The sequence below is a fragment of the Caballeronia sp. GAWG2-1 genome, assembly GCF_023631405.1.
In the GTDB taxonomy this organism is placed as follows: Bacteria; Pseudomonadota; Gammaproteobacteria; order Burkholderiales; family Burkholderiaceae; genus Caballeronia.
Window position 1 is genome coordinate 174,235 of sequence record NZ_JALQDD010000013.1, and the last position, 21,928, is coordinate 196,162.

The following is a 21,928-nucleotide window of genomic DNA, read 5'->3' on the forward strand; positions in this document are numbered from 1 at the left end:
ATTTTTCGGCAGATTTCACGATGAGCGACAACACGCTTGCGAAGAGCTTCGAGCCTCAGAACATCGAGTCCCAATGGGGCCCGGAATGGGAAAAACGCGGCTACTCCGCCCCGACCTTCCAGGAAGGCGCGAAGAATTTCTCCATTCAACTGCCGCCGCCGAATGTCACCGGCACGCTGCACATGGGCCACGCGTTCAACCAGACCATCATGGACGGCCTGACGCGCTATCACCGCATGCTCGGCGAAAACACGCTGTGGGTGCCGGGCACGGACCACGCGGGCATTGCCACGCAGATCGTCGTCGAACGCCAGCTCGACGCCAAAAAAATCTCCCGCCATGACCTCGGCCGCGAGGAATTCCTGAAGCGCGTCTGGGCGTGGAAGCAGGAATCCGGCTCGACCATCACGAATCAGGTACGGCGTCTGGGCGCTTCCATCGACTGGTCGCGCGAATACTTCACGATGGACGACAAGATGTCCGCCGCCGTGCGCGACGTCTTCGTGACCTTGTACAAGCAAGGGCTCATCTATCGCGGCAAGCGGCTCGTGAACTGGGACCCGGTGCTGGGCACGGCCGTGTCCGACCTCGAAGTCGTCAGCGAGGAAGAAAACGGCAGCCTTTGGCATATCAAGTACCCGCTGCCCGACGGCTCGGGCCATCTGACGGTCGCGACCACGCGGCCCGAAACCATGCTCGGCGACGTTGCGGTGATGGTGCATCCGGAAGACGAGCGGTATCGGCATCTGATCGGCAAGACGGTCGTGCTGCCGCTTGGCGACCGCGAGATTCCGGTTATCGCGGACGACTACGTGGACCGCGAGTTCGGCACGGGCGTCGTGAAGGTCACGCCCGCGCACGACTTCAACGACTACGCGGTCGGCCAGCGCCACAAGCTGCCGCAGATCGAAATCCTCACGCTCGACGCGAAGATCAACGACAACGCGCCCGCGAAATATCGCGGCATGGATCGCTTCGACGCGCGCAAGGAAGTGGTGAAAGATCTCGAAGCGCTCGGCCTGCTCGAGTCCGTGAAGCCGCACAAGCTCATGGTGCCGCGCGGCGACCGCACCAACGTGGTCATCGAGCCGATGCTGACCGACCAGTGGTTCGTCGCAATGACCAAGGCCGCTCCGGAAGGCACGTTCAATCCGGGCAAGTCGATCACGGAAACGTCGCTGGACGTGGTTCGCGGCGGGCAGATCAAGTTCGTGCCCGAGAACTGGACCACAACTTACTACCAATGGCTCGAAAACATCCAGGACTGGTGCATCTCGCGCCAGTTGTGGTGGGGCCATCAGATTCCCGCGTGGTATGGCGAAAACGGCGAGATCTTCGTCGCGAAGACGGAAGACGAAGCTCGCGCCGAAGCCGACGCCAAGGGCTACAAAGGTGCGCTGCGCCGCGACGAAGACGTGCTCGATACGTGGTTCTCCTCCGCGCTCGTGCCCTTCTCGTCGCTCGGCTGGCCGGACGAAACCAGGGAACTGAACGCATTCCTGCCGTCCACCGTGCTCGTGACGGGCTTCGACATCATTTTCTTCTGGGTTGCCCGGATGGTGATGATGACCACGCACTTCACCGGCAAGGTGCCGTTCCACACGGTCTACGTGCACGGCCTCGTGCGCGACGCGGAAGGCCAGAAGATGTCGAAGAGCAAGGGCAATACGCTCGATCCCATCGATATCGTGGATGGCATCGAGCTCGAACCGCTCGTCGCCAAGCGCACCGCCGGCCTCATGAATCCGAAGGCCGCCGCGCAGATCGAAAAGAAAACGCGTAAGGAATTTCCGGAAGGCATTCCGGCCTTCGGCACCGACGCGCTGCGCTTCACGATGGCTTCCATGGCCACGCTGGGTCGCAATGTGAATTTTGATCTGGCACGCTGTGAGGGTTATCGCAATTTCTGCAACAAGCTCTGGAACGCCACGCGTTTCGTGTTGATGAATTGCGAAGGCCACGATTGCGGCTTTGCGAACCCCGGCGACTGCAAGCCGGGCGATTGCGGCCCCGGCGGCTACACGGATTATTCGCAGGCGGACCGCTGGATCGTGTCGCTCCTGCAGCGCGTCGAAGCGGAAGTCGAAAAGGGTTTCGCGGACTATCGCTTCGACAACGTTGCGAGCGCAATTTACAAGTTCGTCTGGGACGAATACTGCGACTGGTATCTCGAACTCGCGAAGGTGCAAATTCAGGCCGGTACGCCCGAGCAGCAGCGCGCCACGCGCCGCACGCTGTTGCGCGTGCTGGAAACGGTGCTGCGGCTCGCGCATCCGATCATCCCGTTCATCACGGAAGCGCTGTGGCAGAAGGTGGCGCCGCTGACCGACGTTTTGCCCGAAGGCACGAAGGAAGGCGAGTTGTCGATCATGACGCAGGCCTATCCGCGCGCCGAGACGAAGAAGATCGACGAAACGGCGGAACAGTGGGCGTCCGAACTCAAGGCTGTCATCGACGCATGCCGTAATCTGCGCGGCGAAATGAACTTGTCGCCCGCGGTGAAGGTGCCGCTGCTCGCACATGGCGACGCCGCGCGTCTCCATACGTTTGCGCCGTACGTCGCCGCACTGTCGCGTCTTGCCGAAGTGAAGATCATCGACGACGAAGCCGCGCTCGATGCCGAAGCGGAAGGTGCGCCGGTGGCGATCGTCGGCGCGAACAAACTCGTGCTGAAGGTGGAGATCGATGTCGCCGCCGAACGCGAGCGTCTCACGAAGGAAGTAGACCGCCTGACTGTCGAAGCAGGCAAATGTAACGCGAAGCTCGGAAATGAAAGCTTTGTTTCAAAAGCGCCGCCCGCCGTCGTTGAACAGGAGCGAAAAAGGCTGGCAGAATACGAAACCACTATCGAGAAGCTTCGGGCGCAAATTTTGCGGCTGCCTGTTTGATTGGGCTGTCGTGAAGTAGCATCGCCGCGTGATCGGGGATGTTCGTCCGTTCGCCCAACTGCTCGACGTTCCAAATGATTAAGAGGATCAGGGTTATCACATGCTAAAAGTTACCAAAGCGGTTTTCCCCGTCGCGGGTCTCGGCACTCGGTTCCTCCCCGCGACCAAGGCGAGCCCGAAAGAAATGCTGCCCGTCGTCGACAAGCCGCTGATTCAATATGCGGTGGAAGAGGCAATGGCCGCCGGCATCACCGAAATGATCTTCGTGACCGGGCGCAGCAAGCGCGCGATCGAAGACCACTTCGACAAGTCTTATGAGATCGAAGCCGAACTGGAAGCGCGCGGCAAGGACAAGCTGCTCGAACTCGTGCGCAGCATCAAGCCGAGCCATGTCGATTGCTTCTACGTGCGTCAGGCCGAAGCGCTCGGTCTCGGCCACGCGGTGTTGTGTGCCGAAAAGCTCGTCGGCGACAACCCGTTCGCCGTGATCCTCGCGGATGACTTGCTGTACGGCAAGCCGCCCGTGATGTCGCAGATGATCGAAGTCTTCGACCACTATCACAGCTCGGTGATCGGCGTCGAGGAAATCCCGGCGGAAGATTCGAAGTCCTACGGCATCATCGACGGCAAGGAGTGGGAAGACAACATCTTCAAACTCTCGGGTATCGTCGAAAAGCCGGAACCGGCCGTTGCGCCGTCGAACCTCGGCGTGGTCGGCCGTTATGTGCTGAAGCCCCGCATTTTCGATCACATCCGCTCGATCAAGCCCGGCGCGGGCGGCGAACTGCAACTGACGGACGCCATCATGTCGCTCCTGTCGGACGAACAAGTGCTCGCGTACAAGTACCACGGCACGCGCTTCGACTGCGGCAGCAAGCTCGGCTATCTGAAGGCGACGGTGGAATTCGCGCTGCGCCATCCGGAAGTGTCGAAAGACTTCGACGAGTATTTGCGCACGCGCTCGCCGAACCTGGCCAGCTGAGTCGAAGTAAGTCGAATTCGCCCGCGTCGGCAGGCGAAAAAAAAGCCCATCGCGTCATGTGATGGGCTTTTTCCTTTTCAGCGGCGTCGCATTAGAAAGGTGAACACTTTGTCCTGCGTGGTTACTTCGACGATCTCGTTGCCGGTCTGCCTTGCAAACGCCGCGAAATCGCGCTGCGATCCGGGGTCGGTGGCGAGCACCTTCAGAATCTGGCCGCTCGTCATGTCGGCGAGTGCTTTCTTTGCCCGCAGGATCGGCAACGGGCAGTTGAGCCCGCGCGCGTCGACTTCCTTGTGAACTTCCATCGCGATTTGAATTCCGTTAAGCCTTGCGTGTTGCGAAACATCGAAGGCCCGATTCTAACGCAGCGTTCACAAGTCCACCGGGCGGCCGGTCTCGTACGCCTGCCGCATGGCGATGCCGATCCTCGTCGCCTCGCGCGCATCGTCGAGCGTGAGGCCGGTCGGCGTGCCATCTCGCACGAGCGCGACGAAGGCTTGCGCTTCGCGTAAAAACGCATCTTCGAAGCGCTCGAAGAAAGTCGGCGTGCAAACGTTTCGCATGCCGTGTGCATCGGCGATCTCGACGCGGTTCGCACGCGGATTGCGCCCAATGGCAAGCGCGCCCGCCGTGCCGATGACTTCTGTTTGCGTGTCGTGGCCATGAGCCATCGTGCGGGAAGCGTAGAGCACGGCAAGCCGGCCGTCGTCGAATTCGATCGTGCCCACGCCATTGTCGATATCGCCACATTCGCGCAAGCCTTCGTGGATTGCTATCGTGCCGCTCGCGAACACGCGCTTGGGCTTCGGATTACCGAGCATCCAGCGCGCGAGGTCGATGTCGTGCACGCTGCAATCGAGAAAGAGTCCGCCCGATGTCGGCGCGAAACGCACGAAAAAACCATCCGGATCATTCTTGTCGCAGGTCTGCGAGCGCACCATGAACGGCCGGCCGATCGCGCCTTCGCCAATGCGCTCGAAGGCATCTCGATAACTCGCATCGAAACGGCGCACGAAGCCGATCATTACATGCAGATGCGCATGCCGCGCGTGTTCCTCGATCACGCTGTCGCATTCGGCGAGATCGAGCGACAGCGGCTTCTCGCAGAACACATGTTTGCCCGCGCGCAACGCGGCGATGATCTGCCGCGCGTGCAGCGAAGTCGGCGTGACGAGCCACACGGCGTCGATGGACGGATCGGTCAGCAAGTCGGCGTGATCGGCATGGAGTGCGATTTCCGGCAGGTTGTCGCGAGCCCATTCGCGCTCTTGCTCAACCGGGCTGCACGCCGCGACCAGCCGCGCGCCCGGCACATGCCACGCGAGGTTTTCCGCGTGTCTGCGGCCGAGCCGCCCCAGCCCGACAATGCCCACCCGCACCGCGCTCATGCCTCGTTCTCCCCGAGCTTCACGATGCGCTTTTCGCGCCACGAAAGCGTCGCGGCCTCGGCGAGTTCGAGCGCCTCGAGGCCGTCGGCAACAGTGGTGCGCACGGGCTTGCCATGGGTCACGGCATCGAAGAAATGCGCGATTTCCGCGGCATACGCCGCGCGATACCGTTCGAGAAAGAACGCCTCGGGCACGTCGCTCGACACGCCCTTGGTCGAATATGCCGTCACTTCGGTCGGACGCACGTTGCCCGCTTGCAGCATGCCGAGACTGCCGAGCACCTCGAAGCGCTGATCGTAGCTGTAGCCCGAGCGCCGCGCCGTGTTGATCTGGCACAGGCGTCCGCGTTTCGTGCGGATGGTGACGGCTGTCGAATCGATATCGCCGGCTTCCGCGATGGCGGGATCGGACAAACAACTGCCCGTGGCATGCAGCGTGTCGGCTTCGTCGTCGAGCATCCAGCGGAAGATGTCGAAGTCGTGGATCAGCATGTCCTTGAAGATGCCGCCCGAATGCTTGATGTATTCCACGGGCGGCGCGCCCGGATCGCGGCTCGTCACGATCAGCATTTCCGGTTCGCCGATCTCGCCCGCTTCCACGCGCGCCTTCAATGCCGAGAAAGTTGGGTCGAAGCGCCGCTGAAGGCCGATCATGCAGACCACGCCCGCTTTCTGCACGGCATCGGCGCAGGCGCGCGCGCGTTCGAGCGTGAGGTCCACGGGCTTCTCGCAGAACACGTGCTTCATTTGCGCCGCCGACGCGAGGATCAGGTCCGCATGCGTGTCCGTGCTCGAACAGACGACCGTCGCGCCCACCGAGGCGTCGCCCATGGCGGCATCGACATCGGCGACTTGCGCGCCGTATTGCGCAGCGAGCGCCGAAGCGGCCTCGCGGTTCACATCGACGACATACTTGAGGCGCACGCCAGGCTGCCGCGCGAGATTGGCCGCGTGAATCTTGCCAATGCGCCCTGCTCCGAATACCGCCACGTCAATCGTCATAGCCGCCTGTCTCCTTGGATTCTTCTACGTTGAGTTCGAGCCGGTACGCGAGCGCGATGAACAGCGCCTGGCACAAGCAAATGGTGCTCGTGAGCGAGCGGAACGCGAACGCGCTGCCCTCCTTCACGAGCAGACTCGCGCTCGCGTGACGCGCGAGCGGCGAAAGCTGGCTGTCGGTGATCACGAGCGTCTTCGCGCCGTGATGCTGCGCGGCGCGCACGCAATACTGCGTTTCCTTGCCATAAGGCGCGAAGCTGATGGCCACGACCACGTCGCCCTTTCTCACGCTCTTGACCTGTTCGCGGAACATGCCGCCGATGCCGGAGATCAGATGCACGCGCTTCCTCGTGTGCTGCAGCGCGTAGACGATATAGCTCGCCACCGCGAACGAGCGCCGCACGCCGATCACATAGATGTTCTCCGCGTGTTCGAGCATTTCCACGGCGGCGTCGAACTGTTCGTCGTCGAGACCGGCTTCGAGTTCGTCGAGTCCCGTGCGGCTCGCCGCGATGAATTCGCGCGCCACGGAGACACCGGAGGCATCGCCCGCCTTTTCGTCGATGAGTTTGCGAATGCGCTGCTGATAACTCTGCTGCGAGCCATTGCCGCCCGCGAACGCCTGCCTGAACACGGCCTGCAAGTCCGAGAAGCCCGAAAAACCGAAGCGCTGCGCAAAGCGCACCACGGCCGACGGATGCACGCCGCACGCGGTGGCGATATCGCTCGTACGATCCATCATCACGCTCGACCGATGCTGCTCGATATACGTCGCGACGTTCTTCAACTGACGCGGCAACGTGTCGTAAGCGTCGGTGATGCGCTGCATCAGATCGTCGACGCTCTGCACGTCGGTGCTGGTCTCATCCTGCATGGATAGCTCATGTCGATGGCGCCGCGAAGGCAGACGCCGTGGAAGCGATTATAGGAAGGCTGCAAGGAAAATGGAACGTATTTTCCATTTATGGCATCGGTGCAATTCCTATTGCAGACCGGGAAAACTTGGCCTACTCTTGGTGCTGAGTTCGAAGCGGCCCCAAGCAACGGCCGCATCGGCTCGCGGAAAAGTCAGATCAAACAACAAACCGAGATAGGTGGAGACAATGACCATTCGCAATGGCCGAGCCGCGTTGCGCGCGCTCGCGGCAGCCGCAATCCTGAGCAGCACAGCCTTGTTGACGGCGTCCCCCGCTCACGCGGCGCCCGACGCCAAGTTCGTCCTCATCAGCCACGCGCCCGACTCGGACTCGTGGTGGAACGTCATCAAGAATTCGATCAAGCAGGCGGACGAGGACTTCAACGTCCAGACCGACTATCGCAATCCGCCCAACGGCGACATTGCCGATATGTCGCGTCTCATCGAACAGGCCGCCGCGCGTAATTACGACGGCGTGATCACCACCATCGCGGACTTCGACGTATTGAAGAGCGCGCTCAACAAGGTGACGGCGAAGAAGATTCCGCTCGTCACGATCAACTCGGGCACCGAAGAGCAAAGCGAGCAACTCAAGGCGATCATGCATATCGGCCAGCCGGAATACGTGGCGGGCAAGGCCGCAGGCGAAAAGGCGAAGGCCGCGGGCGTCAAGTCGTTCCTGTGCGTGAACCATATCGCGACCAACACGGTGTCATTCGACCGCTGCCGCGGCTTCGCGGAAGCCATCGGCGTCGACTACAAGGCGTCCACCATCGACTCCGGTCAGGACCCGACGGAGATTCAGTCGAAGGTGTCGGCTTACCTGCGCAATCATCCCGATACGCAGGCTGTACTCACGCTCGGACCCACGCCCGCCTCGGCGACGCTCAAGGCCGTCACGCAAATGGGCCTGCAAAACAAGCTCTATTTCGTGACCTTCGACTTTTCCGATGACATCGCGAAGGGCATCAAGGACGGCACGATCAAGTTCGCAATCGATCAGCAACCGTACTTGCAGGGCTATATCCCCGTTGCCGTGCTCGCTATCGTCAAGAAGGATCACACCACGGACCCGGTGAAGATTCGCCAGATTCTCGAAGCGAATCCGAAGTTCAAGGCGCGTCTCGAAACGTATGGCCTCGCGCCGTCGTATGGACCGAAGAACATTCGTTCGGGTCCGGGTTTCATCACCAAAGAGAATCTCGACAAGGTCGTGAAATACGCCGGTCAATATCGTTGACCGTTCAGGGCGGCCGTCTTTTCAGCGCCGCCCGCTCACTGCATTTGCGCGGAACGTCGTGCGTCTGCTGCGTCTATTCCCGACGCGGCAGGAGCGCGCGCATCGGTATCAGTCAAGGAGCCATCATGGGCGTAGCCGGCAAGCATTACCCTCCACATGCGAATCCACAGCCAGAGTCGGCCGAGACGCAGGAGGCAGCAAAGCCCTCGGACGAACGCGTGCGCCGGCAATCGTGGTTCGGCCATCTGCTGAACCGGCCGGAGTTCGCCGCGATCTCGGGCACCGTGCTCGTGTTCATCGTGTTCGGCTTCGCGGCGGGTTCGTCGGGCATGTTCAACCTCGACGGCGTGATGAACTGGTCGCAGGTCGCGGCCTACCTCGGCTTGCTCGCGGTCGGCGCGTGTCTTCTCATGATCGCGGGCGAGTTCGATCTGTCCATCGGCTCGATGATCGGCTTCGCGGGCATGATGGTCGCGCTGCCCTCGGTTTATCTGCACTGGCCGTTCTCGCTGTCGATTCTCTTCGCGTTCGTCGCTTCCATGCTGCTCGGCGCGTTGAACGGCTACCTCGTGATGAAGACGCGGCTGCCTTCGTTCATCGTCACGCTCGCGTTTCTGTTCATCCTGCGCGGCCTCACGCTCGCGCTCTCGATCATGTTCGCGGATCGCACCATCATTTCCGGCGTCGGCGATCTCGCTCAACAAGACTGGCTCGCCGACACGCTCTTTCGCGGCGTCGCGCTGCACGGCCTCTTCGCGTGGCTCGCGCACATGGGGATCGGTCAGTTGCTCGATAACGGCCAGCCGCTCGTGCCGGGCATTCCGAAGGTCATCATCTGGTGGCTCGCGCTCGCCGCCGTCTGCGCCTTCGTGCTCGCCAAGACGCGCTACGGCAACTGGATTCTCGCGGTCGGCGGCGACGCCAACGCGGCCAAGAACGTCGGCGTGCCGGTACGGCGCGTGAAGATTTCGCTGTTCGTGCTCACCGCCTTCTGCTCGTGTCTCTTCGCCGTGCTGCAGGTGTGCGATATCGGCTCGGCAGCGGCCGATCGCGGCTTGCAGAAGGAATTCGAGGCGATCATCGCGGCGGTCATCGGCGGGACGCTTTTGACGGGCGGTTATGGCTCGGTCGTCGGCGCGTGCTTCGGCGCGCTCATCTTCGGCGTCGTGCAGATCGGCATCACTTATACGAACGTGAGTTCCGACTGGTTCCGCGTCTTTCTCGGCGTGATGCTGCTGCTCGCCGTGCTGTTCAATCACTACGTGCGCCGTCGCGTATCGCAAGCTCAGTGAGGCCAACGCCATGAACGACGACAACATTCTCGCGCTGGAAAACGTCAGCAAGTTTTTCGGCAAGGTCATCGCATTGAACGGCGTGACCTTGCGCCTGCGACGCGGCGAAGTGCATTGCCTGCTGGGCGATAACGGCGCGGGCAAGTCCACGCTCATCAAGACGCTGGCGGGCGTGCATACGCCGTCCACCGGCGACTATCTCGTCGATGGCAAGCCAGTGCGCTTCGAGTCGCCGAAGGAAGCGCTGGATTTGGGCATCGCCACGGTTTATCAGGATCTCGCGCTCGTGCCGCTCTTGTCCGTTGCGCGCAATTTCTTCATGGGCCGCGAGCCGCAGAAGAAACGCTTCGGTCTCTTCAGCGTGATGGATCTCGATCTTGCCGCGGAGACTTCGCAGGCAAAGCTCGCGGAAATGGGCATCAACGTGCGCGATCCGCATCAGCCTATCGGCACCATGTCCGGTGGCGAGAAGCAATGTCTCGCGATTGCGCGCGCCATTCACTTCGGCGCACGCGTGCTGATTCTCGACGAACCGACCGCCGCGCTCGGCGTGAAGCAGAGCTTCAACGTGCTGAAGCTGATTCACAAGGCGCGCGAAAAAGGCATTTCCGTGATCTTCATCACGCACAACGTGCACCACGCTTATCCGATCGGCGACTCCTTCACGCTGCTCAATCGCGGCCGCTCGATGGGCACCTACACCAAGGACACCATCTCGAAGAACGAAGTGCTCGACATGATGGCGGGCGGCGCCGAGATGCAGACGATGATCAACGAACTCGAAGGCGCGACGATCTGAGGATCGAGGACAACAAGCCATGCCAGAACAACACACCTCACGTTTTGCAGCGGACCGCGCGCACGATATCGTGTGCCTCGGCCGCCTCGCGGTCGATCTCTACGCGCAACAGGTCGGCGCGCGGCTCGAAGATGTCGCGACGTTTGCGAAGTATCTCGGCGGGTCGTCGGCGAATATCGCGTTCGGTTGCGCGCGGTTGGGGCTCAAGTCGTCGATGCTCGCGCGCGTCGGCAACGATCACATGGGACGCTTTCTCGTCGAAACACTCGCGGGCGAAGGCTGCGACGTGAGCCACGTGCGCACGGACTTCGAGCGTCTCACCGCGCTCGTGCTGCTCGGCATAAAAGATCGCGATACCTTTCCGCTCGTGTTCTATCGCGAGAATTGCGCCGACATGGCCGTGGACGAAAACGATTTCGACGAAGCGTATATCGCCTCGTCGAAGGCATTGCTCATCACGGGCACGCACTTCTCCACGGAACAGGTGAATCGCACGAGCCGCCGCGCGCTCGAATACGCGCGCCGAAACAACGTGCGCACGATTCTCGACATCGATTATCGGCCGGTGCTGTGGGGTCTGACAGGCAAAGCCGACGGCGAAACGCGCTTCGTCGCCGATGAAAGCGTCACCGCGCATTTGCTGCATATCCTGCCGCTGATCGATCTCGCGATCGGCACGGAAGAAGAGTTCCGGATTGCGGGCGGCAAGGACGATCTGATCGATGCGCTCGCCACGGTTCGTACCGTTACTCATGCCACGCTCGTCGTGAAGCGCGGGCCGCTCGGCTGCTCGATCATCGAAGGCGCGGTGCCCGCTTCCATCGACGATGCGCCCATTCATGGCGGCGTCGAAGTCGAAGTGCTTAACGTCCTCGGCGCGGGCGATGCGTTCGCGTCCGGCTTCCTCTCGGGCTGGCTGCGCGACGAATCGCTCGAAGCGTGTGCGCGCGCGGCAAATGCGTGCGGCGCGCTCGTCGTTTCGCGTCACGGCTGCGCGCCCGCCATGCCCACGCCCGAGGAACTCGTGTACTTCCTCGCGGCCGCAAAAGAAGACCCGGCACGCATGCGCCGTCCGGATCGCGATGCAAGCCTCGCGCGTCTGCATCGCGTGAGCCCCAAGCGCAAGCAATGCGACGAAGTGCTCGGCTTCGCGTTCGATCATCGCAACCAGTTTTTCGAGCTTGCGCAGCAGACCGGCGCAAACGAAACGCGCATTGCGAAGCTGAAGGGTCTTTTCGTCGATGCCGTCGCGAAGACGGAAGAAGAACGCGGACTGGCCGGCCGTATCGGCGTATTGATCGACGACCGCTACGGACAGGATGCGCTCAATGCCGCGACTGGCCGCGGCTGGTGGATCGGCCGTCCGGTCGAGTTGCCGGGCTCGATGCCGCTCGTGTTCGATCACGGCCGCGACGTCGGCACGACGCTCGTCGAATGGCCGCGCGAGCATATCGCGAAGTGTCTCGTGCACTATCACCCCGATCATCCGCATGACGTGCGCCTCGAACAGGAAGCGCAACTGCGCGCGCTCTACGATGCGACACAGGCGAGCGGCAATGAACTGCTGCTCGAAGTGATCGTGCCGAAGAACGGACCGCCCGTGGAGGACGACACGGCGTATCGCGCATTGAAGCGCCTCTACAACCTCGGCATCTATCCCGAATGGTGGAAGCTCGAACCGATGAGCGCACAGCAATGGCAGGCCGTCGATGCGCTAATTGCCGAGCGGGATCCGTATTGCCGCGGCGTCGTGCTGCTCGGGCTCTCGGCGGCGGTCGATCAGTTGCGCGATGGCTTCAAGGCGGCGGCATCGTCCAAAACGTGCAAGGGCTTCACGGTCGGACGCACCATCTTTCACGAGCCGAGCCGCGCATGGCTCGCGGGCGAAATCGGCGACGACGAGTTGATCGCGCGCGTTCGCCACACGTTCGAAACGCTGATTTCCGCATGGCGCGAGGCGCGCGCGTCGCTGAATGCCGTGCAGCCAAGACAGGAGCAAGCAGCATGAATGAGCACGCTACCATCCGGCTGACCACCGCGCAGGCGCTCGTGCGCTATCTCGCCGCGCTGCGCACGGAAAGCGGCGAGGCGCTCTTCGGCGGCGTCTTCGCAATTTTCGGGCACGGCAATGTCGCGGGCATCGGCGAGGCGTTGTATCGGCATCGCGAGCAATTGCCGACGTATCGCGCGCACAACGAGCAAGCCATGGCGCATAGCGCGATCGCGTTTGCAAAGGCGCATATGCGGCGCCGCATGATGGCTGTCACGACGTCCATCGGGCCGGGCGCCACCAATCTCGTGACGGCGGCCGCGCTCGCGCATGTGAACCGGCTGCCGGTGCTGCTTCTGCCGGGCGACATCTTCGTGTCGCGCGCGCCCGATCCGGTTCTGCAACAAGTCGAGGACGCACACGACGGCGGCGTTTCCGCGAACGATGCCTTGAAGGCCGTATCGCGTTATTTCGATCGCATCGTGCATCCGGCGCAGTTGTTGAGCGCGTTGCCGCGCGCGATCCGCGTGCTTACCGATGCCGCGCTCTGCGGTCCCGTCACGCTCGCGCTGCCGCAGGACGTGCAGGCGATGGCCTACGACTATCCCGCTTCGTTCTTCGAGCCGCGTGTGGTCGAGTTCCATGCGAGCGCGCCGTCACCGCATGAAATCGCGCGCGCCGCAGCGGCCTTGCGCGAGTCGCGCGAACCGCTGATCGTCTCGGGCGGCGGCGTGCTGTACGGCCTCGCCACCGACGCGTTGCGCGCCTTCGCGCACAAGCATGGCGTGCCCGTCGCGGAAACGCAGGCAGGCAAAGGCGCGCTCGCTTGGGACGACGCCCTAAACGCGGGCGCAATCGGCGTGACGGGCGCGGCATCGGCGAATGAACTCGCGCAATCGAGCGATTGCGTGCTCGCGGTCGGCACGCGCTTGCAGGACTTCACCACGGGATCGAACACGCTCTTTGCGCATGCGCAACTCGTTTCGATCAACGCCAATCCTTTCGATGCCCTGAAGCAAGACGCGCTGAGCGTCGAAGCCGATGCACGCCTCGCACTCGATGCGCTTTCCGAAGCGCTCGGCGACTGGCGCGCGTCGCCGCAATGGACCACGCGCGCCAAACGTCTCGCCGACGACTGGCGCGAGACTGTCGCGCACGTGACGAACACGCCCGTCGCCGACAACGCCTTGCCGCGCGAAGCGGATGTCATCGGCGCGGTGCAGCGCTCGAAAGCCGATTCGCCGGCTGACGATATCGTCGTGTGCGCGGCGGGCACCTTGCCGGCCGATCTGCAGAAGCTGTGGCGCACGAGCGCGCCGGGCGGCTATCACGTCGAATACGGTTATTCGTGCATGGGCTACGAGATCGCGGGCGGTCTGGGCGCGAAGCTCGCGCGGCCGGAGCGCGAGGTGATCGTGATCGTCGGCGACGGCAGCTATCTCATGATGAACAGCGAGTTGGCGACCTCCGTCATGCTCGGCGCGAAGCTGATCGTCGTGTTGCTCGACAATCGCGGCTATGGCTGCATCAACCGTTTGCAACAGGCATGCGGCGGTGCGCCCTTCAACAACCTGATCGACGACTGCAAGCAAGGCCCGCTCGGCGCACCGACCATCGATTTCGCGATGCACGCGCGTGCGCTCGGCGCGTTGTCGGAGCATGTGGCGAGCATCGACGACTTGCAGGCCGCGATGCGACGCGCGCGCGCCGCCGAGCGCAGCTACCTCATCTCCATCGACACCGACCCCGCGCGCACGACCGACGAAGGCGGATGGTGGTGGGAAGTGGCGGTGCCCGAGGTATCGGATCGCGATGCGGTCTTGTCGGCGCGCGAGCGTTACGAGCGCGCGTTGAAAGCACGCAGCAAAGGCAACTCTATCTAGGACCGCGCACATGTCTCTGCACGTACGGATCGGAATCAATCCCTTGTCGTGGATGAACGACGATTTGCCATCGCTCGGCGGCGAGACGCCCTTGTCCGTCGCGCTGACCGAAGGCCGGCGGATCGGTTACGAAGGCTTCGAACTCGGCAACAAGTTTCCGCGCGAGCCGCAGGCGCTCAAGACGCTGCTGGCGCAATACGACCTCGCGCTGGTGTCGGGCTGGTACTCGGGCAGACTCGCCGAGCGCAGCGCGGAAGAAGAGATCGAAGCCGTGGGTGCCCATCTCGACTTGCTCGCGCAAAACGGCGCGAAGGTGATGGTCTATGGCGAAGTGGCGAATTCCATTCAAGGCGCGCCGCGCCCGCTCTATCAGCGCCCGCGTTTCTTTGCGGATGCGCAGTGGCAACAGTATGCCGAGCGGCTGAATCGTTTCGCGGAATACACGCTGTCACGAGGCGTTCGGGTCGCCTATCATCATCACATGGGCGCGTATGTGGAGACGCCCGCGGACGTCGACCGTCTGATGGCGGAGACCAACGACGCGGTGGGCCTTCTCTTCGATGCGGGTCACATCACCTTCGCGGGCGGCGACGCATTGACCACGCTGCGCAAGCATATTGCGCGCGTGTGCCATGTGCATTGCAAGGACGTGCGCCCGGAGATCGTGAAGCTGGCGCGCAATCGCAACTGGAGTTTTCTCGATGCGGTCATCAACGGCGCCTTCACCGTGCCGGGCGATGGCGCGGTGGATTATCCCGGCATCGTCGCGTGTCTGGCCGAGCATGATTACGACGGCTGGCTCGTCGTGGAAGCGGAGCAGGACCCGGTGATCGCGCGGAGTTACCAGTATGCCGACAAGGGTTATCGCACGTTGCGCACACTTGTCGATGCCACATTCAAGGAGACGGCATGAGCCTGTTAGTGAAGGCATCGCGCGAAGGCCAGACGATCGCGCGTGTGACACCGGAATCCGCTGGCTGGAAGCATGTCGGCTTCGCGGCGTACCGGCTGGAAGAAGGTGAAGTGCTGCATGTCTACGACGCCGGGCGCGAAAGCTGCATCGTCGTGCTGACGGGCACGGTGAGCGTCGAGGCGGGCGACGAGCACTGGCAGTCCATCGGCTCGCGCGACAGTGTGTTCGAAGACGCCGCGCCCTATGCCGTCTACGTACCGCCGAAGCTCGCCGCAATCGTGCGGGCGGAGCGCGAAACGGAACTCGGTGTGGCGAGCGCGCCGGCGACGGGCGTGTATCCGCCGCGACTCATCGAGCCCTCGCAAATGAAGCGTTCGACGCGCGGCAAGAACGCGAATACGCGACACGTGTGCGATATTCTTCCGCAGACCGAGGCCGCCGAGTCGTTACTCGTGGTCGAAGTGCGTACGCCGAGCGGCCATGCGTCGAGCTATCCGCCGCACAAGCACGATCAGGACAACGTGCCTGTCGAAAGTTCGCTGGAGGAGACTTATTACCATCGGCTGAATCCGCCGCAGGGCTTTGCGTTTCAGCGTGTTTATACCGACGAGCGCGATCTCGACGAAACCCTGGCGGTGGAGAACCGCGACGTGGTGATGGTGCCGCGTGGGTATCATCCGGTCGTCGTGCCTTATGGCTACGATAATTATTATCTCAACGTGATGGCGGGCGATAAGCGCACGTGGTACTTTAAAAACGATCCGAAGCATGAATGGATCGTGGAGCGGGATAGCAAGGAGTGAGTTAACCCACCGACAGCCATTCTCGCTGCACATCGGCGCGTGTTTCCAGCTCCCCCAACGCCCCGTCGAACTGAACCGCGCCGTGCCCCATCACCGCGACGCGCGCATCGAGCATGCGCGCGATCGTCAGGCGCTCTTCGATCAGCAGTATGGCCACGCCGCGTTCGCGCAGACCCGCGAGGCACGCCGCCACTTGCGTCAGCACTTGCGGCGCGAGCCCTTCGCCGGGTTCGTCGATGACCACCAACGACGGATCGCCCGCCAGCGTTCTTGCCAGCGCCAGCATTTGCTGTTCGCCGCCCGACAACGCGCCGGCCTTCACTCGCGCGCGCTCCCGTAACACGGGGAAGAGGCGATAAGCATCGTCCACACTGAAGCGCGTGCCCGGACGCTCGCCCAGCACGAGATTCTCGCGCACGCTCAAGCCCGGAAACACATCGCGCGTTTCAGGCACGTAGCCAATTCCCATGCGCGCGATGCGAAACGGCCGCAGCCCGACGAGCGATGCATCGCGAAACCGCATCTCGCCCTCGCAGCGCACAAGGCCCATGATGGACTTCGCGAGCGTCGAGCGCCCCGAACCATTGCGGCCCACGAGCGCGACGATCTCGCCTTCGGCTATCGACAGGTTCACGCCGTGCAGTACCTGTGCCGCGCCATGCCACGCGCGCAGATCGTGGATACGCAATAAGGCGCTCATCGCGATCCCCCCAGATACGCCTCGCGCACCGCGCGATCATCGCGAATCGCCGCGGGCGTGCCGGTGGCGATCACGCGCCCTTGAACCAGCACGGAGATGCGATCCGCGAGGCCGAACACCGCGTCCATGTCGTGCTCGATGACGACGAGCGTGCGCCCTTGCGTCGTCGCCCGAATCAGCGCCAGCGCGCGGGATGCCTCCGCGCGGTTCATCCCCGCCGTGGGTTCGTCGAGGAGAATGAGCGGCGCATCGGTGGCGAGCGCGATGCCTAGATCGAGCGCGCGCTGTTCGGCATACGTGAGCCGTGCGGCGGGTACGTCGGCGTGAGCGGCCAGGCCGATGGCATCGAGCATGGCGCGGGCGCGGTCTTCGAGCGCGCGCGACGGCAGCCAGCGATCGATCCTGCGCGACGAAGCCGAGCCCAACGCCGCACAACGCAAATTGTCGAGCACGCTCAAGCCGGTGAAGACGCTCGTCGTCTGGAAGCTGCGCGCAAGCACCCGGCTAATGCGTTGCGGCGCGCGACCGGTGATGTCGATACCGATCGCCACGATGCGCCCTTCGTCGGGTTTGGTGCGCCCGGAAATAGTGTCGAAGAGCGTGGACTTGCCTGCGCCGTTCGGGCCGATGAGCGCATGACGTTCGCCGCTTTGCACTTGCAGATCGATACCGCGCAGAACGCGCGTCGGCCCGAACCGTTTCGCGATGCCGCGCAATTCGAGGGCGATGGTCATGGCGTGTACCCTTTGCGACCGGCGGCAAAGATCGCCCTGAAGCGCTCGCCGAACTTACGCGGTTCAAGACCCATGTTCATCGCACGCCCCGCGCCCGTCGATCGATCCACGCGAGCCCAACGCCGAGCGCCAAGCAAGGCAACGCGATCCACCAAACGCCGTGCGGCAACGCGCTTGCATCCGCTTGTCGCGCATAGAGCGTCTCCACCGCGACGACCACAGCCGCACCGAACGCCAGCGTGCTCGACATGGCATACATGGTTGAACGAAGCGGGCGCGTGCGCATGCGCGTGAAGAAGCCAGCGACGCCATCGGGCGCCGCGACGATCACCCACACGAAGCACAGTCCGAGATACATCGGCCAGGCAGCGGACACGCTCGCCACCGCCACGCTGAAAAACGTGAGCAGCACCGCCCCGGCAATCGGCCCAAAGAAGCTTCCGGTCCCGCCGATGACCGTCGCCACCAGCACACTCGTCGATCTCGCAAGCCCGACGCTTTCCGCCGATGCCAGTTCGACATTCACGAGCGACAACACGCCTGCAATGCCCGCGAAGAACGCGGATACGACGAGCATCGTGAAGCGCACGCGCCGTGGCGACGCGCCTATCGCCGCCGCGCGCACGGGATTGTCGCGCACGGCGTTGGCGAGGCGACAAAGCGGCGTGCGAGAGAACGCGAACATCGCGCAAGCCGACACGACACACCAGCACGCGATCAACGCATACGCCTGCCGCAACGGGCCGAATGTCCATCCGAAGAGCGCAGCGCCGCTCGCGCGATCGATCGCCACGCCACCCTCGCCGCCGAACCAGCCCGGCACGAGCCAGACGCTTGCCGCAACCAATTCGCCGATGCCTAGCGTGATCATCGCGAAAGCCGTGCCGCCGCGTTGCGTCGAGATCGCGCCGAAGACGATGGCCGCGAGCACCGCAAAGCATCCGCCGATCAATGGCAGCAATGGCAACGGCACGCCAAAGCGATTGAACACGTGCGCGGCGGCGAAAGCGCCGAACCCCGCATAAACCGCGTGACCGAAGGAAAGCAAGCCCGTCTGCCCGAGCAGCAAGTTGTAGGAGAGCGCGAAGACGATGAGCGTCGCCGTCTGCGCGAGATACGCAAGCAGCCAGGATCGATCGAAGCAAAGCGGCGGTAGCGCAAGCGCCGCGACGAGTGCGAGCCACGGCGCGAGGGACTTAAGCATCGCCCGTCTCTTCACCGAAAAGTCCGCGTGGACGCGCCGCCAGCATCGCGACGAGCAACAGGTACGGCAGCACGGGCGCGAGTTGCGCGACGCTGAGCGCGGCCCAAGCGTCCGGCAAACGCACGCCGAACCAGGCAGCAATGCTCCCCGCCGATGCCGTCGTGCCCACGGCGAATGTCTGCACGCAGCCGATCAAGAGCGACGCGACGAGCGCCCCCGAAAGCGAGCCCAGCCCGCCGATGACCACGACGACGAACACGATGGGACCGACGGCATCGGCCATCGACGGTTCGAGCACGGCAAGCGGCGCGCCGATCACACCCGCGAGCGCCGCCAGCGCCGTGCCGGCGGCGAACACCGTCGTGAAGACGCGCGGGACATCGTGGCCGAGCGTTTCGACGGTCGCGGAATGCGTGAGCGCCGCGCGCACCACGAGCCCCGTCTTCGATACGCGCAACACGACATGCAACGCGCCGAGCATGAGGATGGCAAGCAGCATCATGAACACGCGGTAGCGTGGAAACGCGGCGCCGTACCAGGTGAAGAGCGGCCCTTCGAGCACGGAGGGAATCGTCGCGGGCAACGGTCCGAGCCCCCATACGAGCTTCACGCCCTCGCCTATCACGATGGCCGCGCCGAACGTGAGCAGCAACTCGGCGAGCGCGCCGCGCGCATGCACGCGCTTGAGCAGAAAGCGCTCGAACAACGCCCCCGCGCAGCCGACGATCAAAGGCGCCACGACGAGTGCCAGCCAGAATCCGCCATACCAAGCCAGCGCCTGACCGACATACGCGCCGAGCATATAAAAGCTCGCGTGCGCGAAGTTGAGCACGCCGAGCATCGAGAAGATGAGCGTGAGGCCCGCACAGAGCATGAAGAGCAGCAGCCCGACGCTCACGCCGTTGAGCAGGCTCACGCTGAACCACTGAAGCACGGAACAATCCTCAAGCGTTGACGAGCGGCTTCAAGGCATCGACGAGACGCTCGGGCAAAGGCACCGGCCGGCGCGTCACGCGGTTCACATAGACATGCACGAAATGGCCCTGCGCCGCCGCGCTCTTTGCGCCTTGCGTGAAGATGCCGACCTCGTAGCGCACGCTCGTCGTGCCGAGCTTTTCCACGCGCAAGCCTGCATCGATCAGATCGGGAAACGAAACCGACTCGAAAAAATTGCAGCGCGTGTCCACGACGAGCCCGATCGTCTCGCCGCCCGCGAAGTCGAGCACGCCCGAGCGCAGCAGATACTCGTTCACGACGGTATCGAAGTAGCTGTAGTAGACGACGTTGTTGATATGACCATAGACATCGTTGTCGGACCAGCGCGTGCTGATGGTGAGGAAGTGCGGATAGTCCGCGCGGCGCGTGGGTTGCGGTTTGCTCATCGTCGGCGGCGGCTGCATCAGCGGTTGATCGCTGCGAGTGCGCGGACTTCGTCGGCGAAGCGCTCGACGGTGTCCTCGCGCGTGTCCCATGCGCACATCAGGCGGCAGCCGCCCGACCCGATGAACTGATAGAACTTCCAGCCTTTCGCGCGCAAGGCGGTGGCGACGTGCGGCGGCAATTCCGCGAACACCGCGTTCGACTCCGGCTTGAAGAGCACCTGTACGCCAGGAATATTCGCGAGACGCTCGGCCATCAATTGCGCCATTGAGTTGGCGTGACGCGCGTTGCGCAGCCAGACATCGTTATCGAGCAAGCCGAGCCACGGCGCGGAGATGAAGCGCATTTTCGATGCAAGCTGCCCCGCCTGTTTCAGCCGATAAGCAAAATCCACGGCAAGCGCCTTGTCGAAAAACACGACCGCTTCGCCGACCGGCAAGCCGTTCTTGGTGCCGCCGAAGCACAGCACGTCGACGCCCGCGCGCCAAGTAATCTCCGACGGATGCACGCCGAGCGTGGCGACCGCGTTGGCGAAACGCGCGCCATCCATATGCACGGTCAGATGCCGCCGCTTGGCGATGGCCGCAATCGCGCGCACTTCCTCGACGGTATAGACCGTGCCCACTTCCGTCGATTGCGTGAGCGAGACGACTTTCGGCTTCGGATAATGGATATCGGCGCGTCGGGTGACGAGTTCCTCGATCGCATCGGGCGTGAGCTTGCCGTTCTCGCCCTTGGCGGTCAGAAGCTTGGAGCCGCCGGAGAAGAATTCGGGGCCGCCGCACTCGTCGGTTTCGATATGCGCGAGCTCGTGGCAAATGACCGAGTGATACGACTGGCACAGCGACGCCAGCGCAAGCGAATTGGCCGCCGTGCCATTGAAGACGAAGAAGACTTCGCAGTCGGTCTGGAACAGATCGCGGATGCGGTCGCACACGCGCGCGGTCCAGGAATCGTCGCCGTAAGCCGGTTCGTGGCCGCTAGTGTTGGCCTTGACGAGCGCATCGAGCGCTTCGGGGCAGATACCCGCGTAATTGTCGGAGGCGAAGTGCTGGATGGATTCGTTCGGCGCGGTCATGGAATTCGCTGGAAGACTGGTAGAAGGCGCTGCACGAGCTTCGTGACCCGGGACGAGTGAAGATCGCGTGGTCGCCATCGTTGCGTGCCGTGCAAGCAGTCCGCTCATTTTATCCGCATCGCGCCGTGCAAGATTCGAATGCGATTGAGCGATAGATCGTGTGCCGCGCCCGTTCTAACCTCGCGACACTTAGGATACCGACGGGCAGCGTCGAACGATTGCGCTATCGGTGTTGAATTGCGCTTTGCCGACTCGTCTATCGACGACGTGGTGCCGTCAGCGCGCCGCTCCAATTCAACATGTCATCTGACGAAAAAGCGCGCCACCGAAGCCGGCGGCGCGCTTTATGGCGTAAACAATAACTTGGGTCGAGGCTGCGCTTACTTCGCTGTCGTGCCGCTGGCGGCGTTGGCTTGCTGCGCGGCCTTGTCCTTCTTGTTCGCTTCGTGATGGCCGATCGCGCAGCCACCCGCCGCGCCCACCACGCCGTGCTTGCCCGCGACGTGCCCCGCCACGCCGCCGACTGCCGCGCCTTCGAGACATCCCTTGGCCTGTGCTGCGCCCGTGGCGGCGATCATTGCGCCAGCCAGTACGATCGATGCAATCTTGTGGTTCATGTTTGTTCTCCCCTTTTGGTTGAAAGTACCGGAGAAGATGCACGAGATGTGCCTGACAGGCTGTAATAAAAACGGCCCGGTGACTTTCGCCGACCGGACCGTTTCAAGCACTTCCACCGCGCT

At 63.2% G+C, this 21,928-nt stretch carries 20 protein-coding genes; 9 read left to right on the top strand and 11 right to left on the bottom strand.

Annotated elements, in window-relative coordinates; genetic code table 11:
- Window positions 1-20: 20 nt before the first annotated feature.
- Both NCR98_RS09135 and galU read left to right on the top strand, forming a co-directional pair.
- Window positions 21-2,888, top strand: a complete 2,868-nt coding sequence (locus tag NCR98_RS09135) for a valine--tRNA ligase (RefSeq protein WP_250526018.1) — start codon at window positions 21-23, stop codon at window positions 2,886-2,888.
- A 100-nt stretch (window positions 2,889-2,988) separates the two neighbouring features.
- Complete coding sequence (gene galU, locus NCR98_RS09140; RefSeq protein WP_244825674.1) at window positions 2,989-3,870, top strand: UTP--glucose-1-phosphate uridylyltransferase GalU; 882 nt, start codon at window positions 2,989-2,991, stop codon at window positions 3,868-3,870.
- Between the two features lie 77 nt (window positions 3,871-3,947).
- Here galU and NCR98_RS09145 read toward each other — a convergent pair whose 3' ends face one another.
- The 4 genes from NCR98_RS09145 to NCR98_RS09160 all read right to left on the bottom strand — a co-directional run bounded on the left by NCR98_RS09145 (window position 3,948) and on the right by NCR98_RS09160 (window position 7,130).
- A complete protein-coding gene (locus NCR98_RS09145) occupies window positions 3,948-4,175 on the bottom strand; it encodes a sulfurtransferase TusA family protein (RefSeq protein ID WP_062601442.1) in 228 nt (75 codons plus the stop codon).
- A gap of 66 nt (window positions 4,176-4,241) precedes the next feature.
- Entirely contained in the window at window positions 4,242-5,258 is a 1,017-nt protein-coding gene (locus tag NCR98_RS09150; RefSeq protein ID WP_250526019.1) for a Gfo/Idh/MocA family oxidoreductase, read from the bottom strand.
- Window positions 5,255-6,259, bottom strand: coding sequence for an inositol 2-dehydrogenase (gene iolG / locus NCR98_RS09155; protein ID WP_250526020.1), 1,005 nt, complete (start codon window positions 6,257-6,259; stop codon window positions 5,255-5,257). The genes NCR98_RS09150 and iolG overlap by 4 nt, the downstream gene beginning before the upstream one ends.
- On the bottom strand, window positions 6,249-7,130 hold the full coding sequence (locus tag NCR98_RS09160) for a MurR/RpiR family transcriptional regulator (protein WP_244825677.1): 882 nt from the start codon (window positions 7,128-7,130) through the stop codon (window positions 6,249-6,251). The genes iolG and NCR98_RS09160 overlap by 11 nt, the downstream gene beginning before the upstream one ends.
- 229 nt (window positions 7,131-7,359) lie before the next feature.
- On the opposite strand from NCR98_RS09160, the gene NCR98_RS09165 reads away from it, so the two are divergent.
- From NCR98_RS09165 to iolB, 7 genes are all read left to right on the top strand, one after another.
- Window positions 7,360-8,412: a sugar ABC transporter substrate-binding protein gene (locus tag NCR98_RS09165; RefSeq protein ID WP_244825678.1), complete on the top strand. Its 1,053-nt coding sequence runs from the start codon at window positions 7,360-7,362 to the stop codon at window positions 8,410-8,412.
- A gap of 125 nt (window positions 8,413-8,537) precedes the next feature.
- Window positions 8,538-9,704 (top strand): ABC transporter permease, encoded by a 1,167-nt coding sequence (locus NCR98_RS09170; protein ID WP_244825679.1) that lies wholly within the window; start codon window positions 8,538-8,540, stop codon window positions 9,702-9,704.
- A gap of 10 nt (window positions 9,705-9,714) precedes the next feature.
- A complete protein-coding gene (locus tag NCR98_RS09175; RefSeq protein WP_250526021.1) occupies window positions 9,715-10,503 on the top strand; it encodes an ATP-binding cassette domain-containing protein in 789 nt (262 codons plus the stop codon).
- Between the two features lie 19 nt (window positions 10,504-10,522).
- Window positions 10,523-12,511, top strand: a complete 1,989-nt coding sequence (locus tag NCR98_RS09180; protein ID WP_250526022.1) for a bifunctional 5-dehydro-2-deoxygluconokinase/5-dehydro-2-deoxyphosphogluconate aldolase — start codon at window positions 10,523-10,525, stop codon at window positions 12,509-12,511.
- Entirely contained in the window at window positions 12,508-14,376 is a 1,869-nt protein-coding gene (gene iolD, locus NCR98_RS09185) for a 3D-(3,5/4)-trihydroxycyclohexane-1,2-dione acylhydrolase (decyclizing) (protein WP_250526023.1), read from the top strand. Before NCR98_RS09180 ends, iolD begins: the two co-directional genes overlap by 4 nt.
- Window positions 14,377-14,386: 10 nt before the next feature.
- Window positions 14,387-15,289, top strand: coding sequence for a myo-inosose-2 dehydratase (gene iolE / locus NCR98_RS09190; RefSeq protein ID WP_250526024.1), 903 nt, complete (start codon window positions 14,387-14,389; stop codon window positions 15,287-15,289).
- Window positions 15,286-16,092 (top strand): 5-deoxy-glucuronate isomerase, encoded by an 807-nt coding sequence (gene iolB / locus NCR98_RS09195; RefSeq protein WP_250526025.1) that lies wholly within the window; start codon window positions 15,286-15,288, stop codon window positions 16,090-16,092. The genes iolE and iolB overlap by 4 nt, the downstream gene beginning before the upstream one ends.
- A gap of 1 nt (window position 16,093) precedes the next feature.
- On the opposite strand, the gene NCR98_RS09200 is transcribed toward iolB, so the two are convergent.
- The 7 genes from NCR98_RS09200 to NCR98_RS09230 form a co-directional block, all read right to left on the bottom strand.
- Window positions 16,094-16,792, bottom strand: a complete 699-nt coding sequence (locus NCR98_RS09200) for an ABC transporter ATP-binding protein (protein ID WP_250526026.1) — start codon at window positions 16,790-16,792, stop codon at window positions 16,094-16,096.
- Window positions 16,789-17,526 (bottom strand): ABC transporter ATP-binding protein, encoded by a 738-nt coding sequence (locus NCR98_RS09205; RefSeq protein ID WP_250526027.1) that lies wholly within the window; start codon window positions 17,524-17,526, stop codon window positions 16,789-16,791. Before NCR98_RS09205 ends, NCR98_RS09200 begins: the two co-directional genes overlap by 4 nt.
- Window positions 17,527-17,602: 76 nt before the next feature.
- Window positions 17,603-18,730 carry a branched-chain amino acid ABC transporter permease gene (locus tag NCR98_RS09210; RefSeq protein WP_250526028.1) on the bottom strand — a complete coding sequence of 376 codons (1,128 nt, stop codon included), beginning with the start codon at window positions 18,728-18,730 and terminating at the stop codon, window positions 17,603-17,605.
- Complete coding sequence (locus tag NCR98_RS09215; protein ID WP_250526101.1) at window positions 18,723-19,604, bottom strand: branched-chain amino acid ABC transporter permease; 882 nt, start codon at window positions 19,602-19,604, stop codon at window positions 18,723-18,725. The genes NCR98_RS09210 and NCR98_RS09215 overlap by 8 nt, the downstream gene beginning before the upstream one ends.
- 70 nt (window positions 19,605-19,674) lie before the next feature.
- Window positions 19,675-20,112, bottom strand: coding sequence for an acyl-CoA thioesterase (locus NCR98_RS09220; RefSeq protein WP_250526029.1), 438 nt, complete (start codon window positions 20,110-20,112; stop codon window positions 19,675-19,677).
- Between the two features lie 17 nt (window positions 20,113-20,129).
- The gene (locus NCR98_RS09225) at window positions 20,130-21,167 is read right to left on the bottom strand and encodes a threonine aldolase family protein (RefSeq protein ID WP_244828077.1); all 1,038 of its coding nucleotides are present in this window, start codon (window positions 21,165-21,167) and stop codon (window positions 20,130-20,132) included.
- A 401-nt stretch (window positions 21,168-21,568) separates the two neighbouring features.
- Complete coding sequence (locus tag NCR98_RS09230) at window positions 21,569-21,805, bottom strand: hypothetical protein (protein WP_244825693.1); 237 nt, start codon at window positions 21,803-21,805, stop codon at window positions 21,569-21,571.
- Window positions 21,806-21,928 lie beyond the last annotated feature (123 nt).

What these genes read in the sequence shown, in the direction of transcription:
- NCR98_RS09135 (WP_250526018.1), top strand. Translation starts at nt 21, where the DNA reads ATGAGCGACAACACGCTTGCGAAGAGCTTCGAGCCTCAGAACATCGAG.
- galU (WP_244825674.1), top strand. Translation starts at nt 2,989, where the DNA reads ATGCTAAAAGTTACCAAAGCGGTTTTCCCCGTCGCGGGTCTCGGCACT.
- NCR98_RS09145 (WP_062601442.1), bottom strand. Translation starts at nt 4,175, where the DNA reads ATGGAAGTTCACAAGGAAGTCGACGCGCGCGGGCTCAACTGCCCGTTG.
- NCR98_RS09150 (WP_250526019.1), bottom strand. Translation starts at nt 5,258, where the DNA reads ATGAGCGCGGTGCGGGTGGGCATTGTCGGGCTGGGGCGGCTCGGCCGC.
- iolG (WP_250526020.1), bottom strand. Translation starts at nt 6,259, where the DNA reads ATGACGATTGACGTGGCGGTATTCGGAGCAGGGCGCATTGGCAAGATT.
- NCR98_RS09160 (WP_244825677.1), bottom strand. Translation starts at nt 7,130, where the DNA reads ATGCAGGATGAGACCAGCACCGACGTGCAGAGCGTCGACGATCTGATG.
- NCR98_RS09165 (WP_244825678.1), top strand. Translation starts at nt 7,360, where the DNA reads ATGACCATTCGCAATGGCCGAGCCGCGTTGCGCGCGCTCGCGGCAGCC.
- NCR98_RS09170 (WP_244825679.1), top strand. Translation starts at nt 8,538, where the DNA reads ATGGGCGTAGCCGGCAAGCATTACCCTCCACATGCGAATCCACAGCCA.
- NCR98_RS09175 (WP_250526021.1), top strand. Translation starts at nt 9,715, where the DNA reads ATGAACGACGACAACATTCTCGCGCTGGAAAACGTCAGCAAGTTTTTC.
- NCR98_RS09180 (WP_250526022.1), top strand. Translation starts at nt 10,523, where the DNA reads ATGCCAGAACAACACACCTCACGTTTTGCAGCGGACCGCGCGCACGAT.
- iolD (WP_250526023.1), top strand. Translation starts at nt 12,508, where the DNA reads ATGAATGAGCACGCTACCATCCGGCTGACCACCGCGCAGGCGCTCGTG.
- iolE (WP_250526024.1), top strand. Translation starts at nt 14,387, where the DNA reads ATGTCTCTGCACGTACGGATCGGAATCAATCCCTTGTCGTGGATGAAC.
- iolB (WP_250526025.1), top strand. Translation starts at nt 15,286, where the DNA reads ATGAGCCTGTTAGTGAAGGCATCGCGCGAAGGCCAGACGATCGCGCGT.
- NCR98_RS09200 (WP_250526026.1), bottom strand. Translation starts at nt 16,792, where the DNA reads ATGAGCGCCTTATTGCGTATCCACGATCTGCGCGCGTGGCATGGCGCG.
- NCR98_RS09205 (WP_250526027.1), bottom strand. Translation starts at nt 17,526, where the DNA reads ATGACCATCGCCCTCGAATTGCGCGGCATCGCGAAACGGTTCGGGCCG.
- NCR98_RS09210 (WP_250526028.1), bottom strand. Translation starts at nt 18,730, where the DNA reads ATGCTTAAGTCCCTCGCGCCGTGGCTCGCACTCGTCGCGGCGCTTGCG.
- NCR98_RS09215 (WP_250526101.1), bottom strand. Translation starts at nt 19,604, where the DNA reads ATGCTCTGTGCGGGCCTCACGCTCATCTTCTCGATGCTCGGCGTGCTC.
- NCR98_RS09220 (WP_250526029.1), bottom strand. Translation starts at nt 20,112, where the DNA reads ATGAGCAAACCGCAACCCACGCGCCGCGCGGACTATCCGCACTTCCTC.
- NCR98_RS09230 (WP_244825693.1), bottom strand. Translation starts at nt 21,805, where the DNA reads ATGAACCACAAGATTGCATCGATCGTACTGGCTGGCGCAATGATCGCC.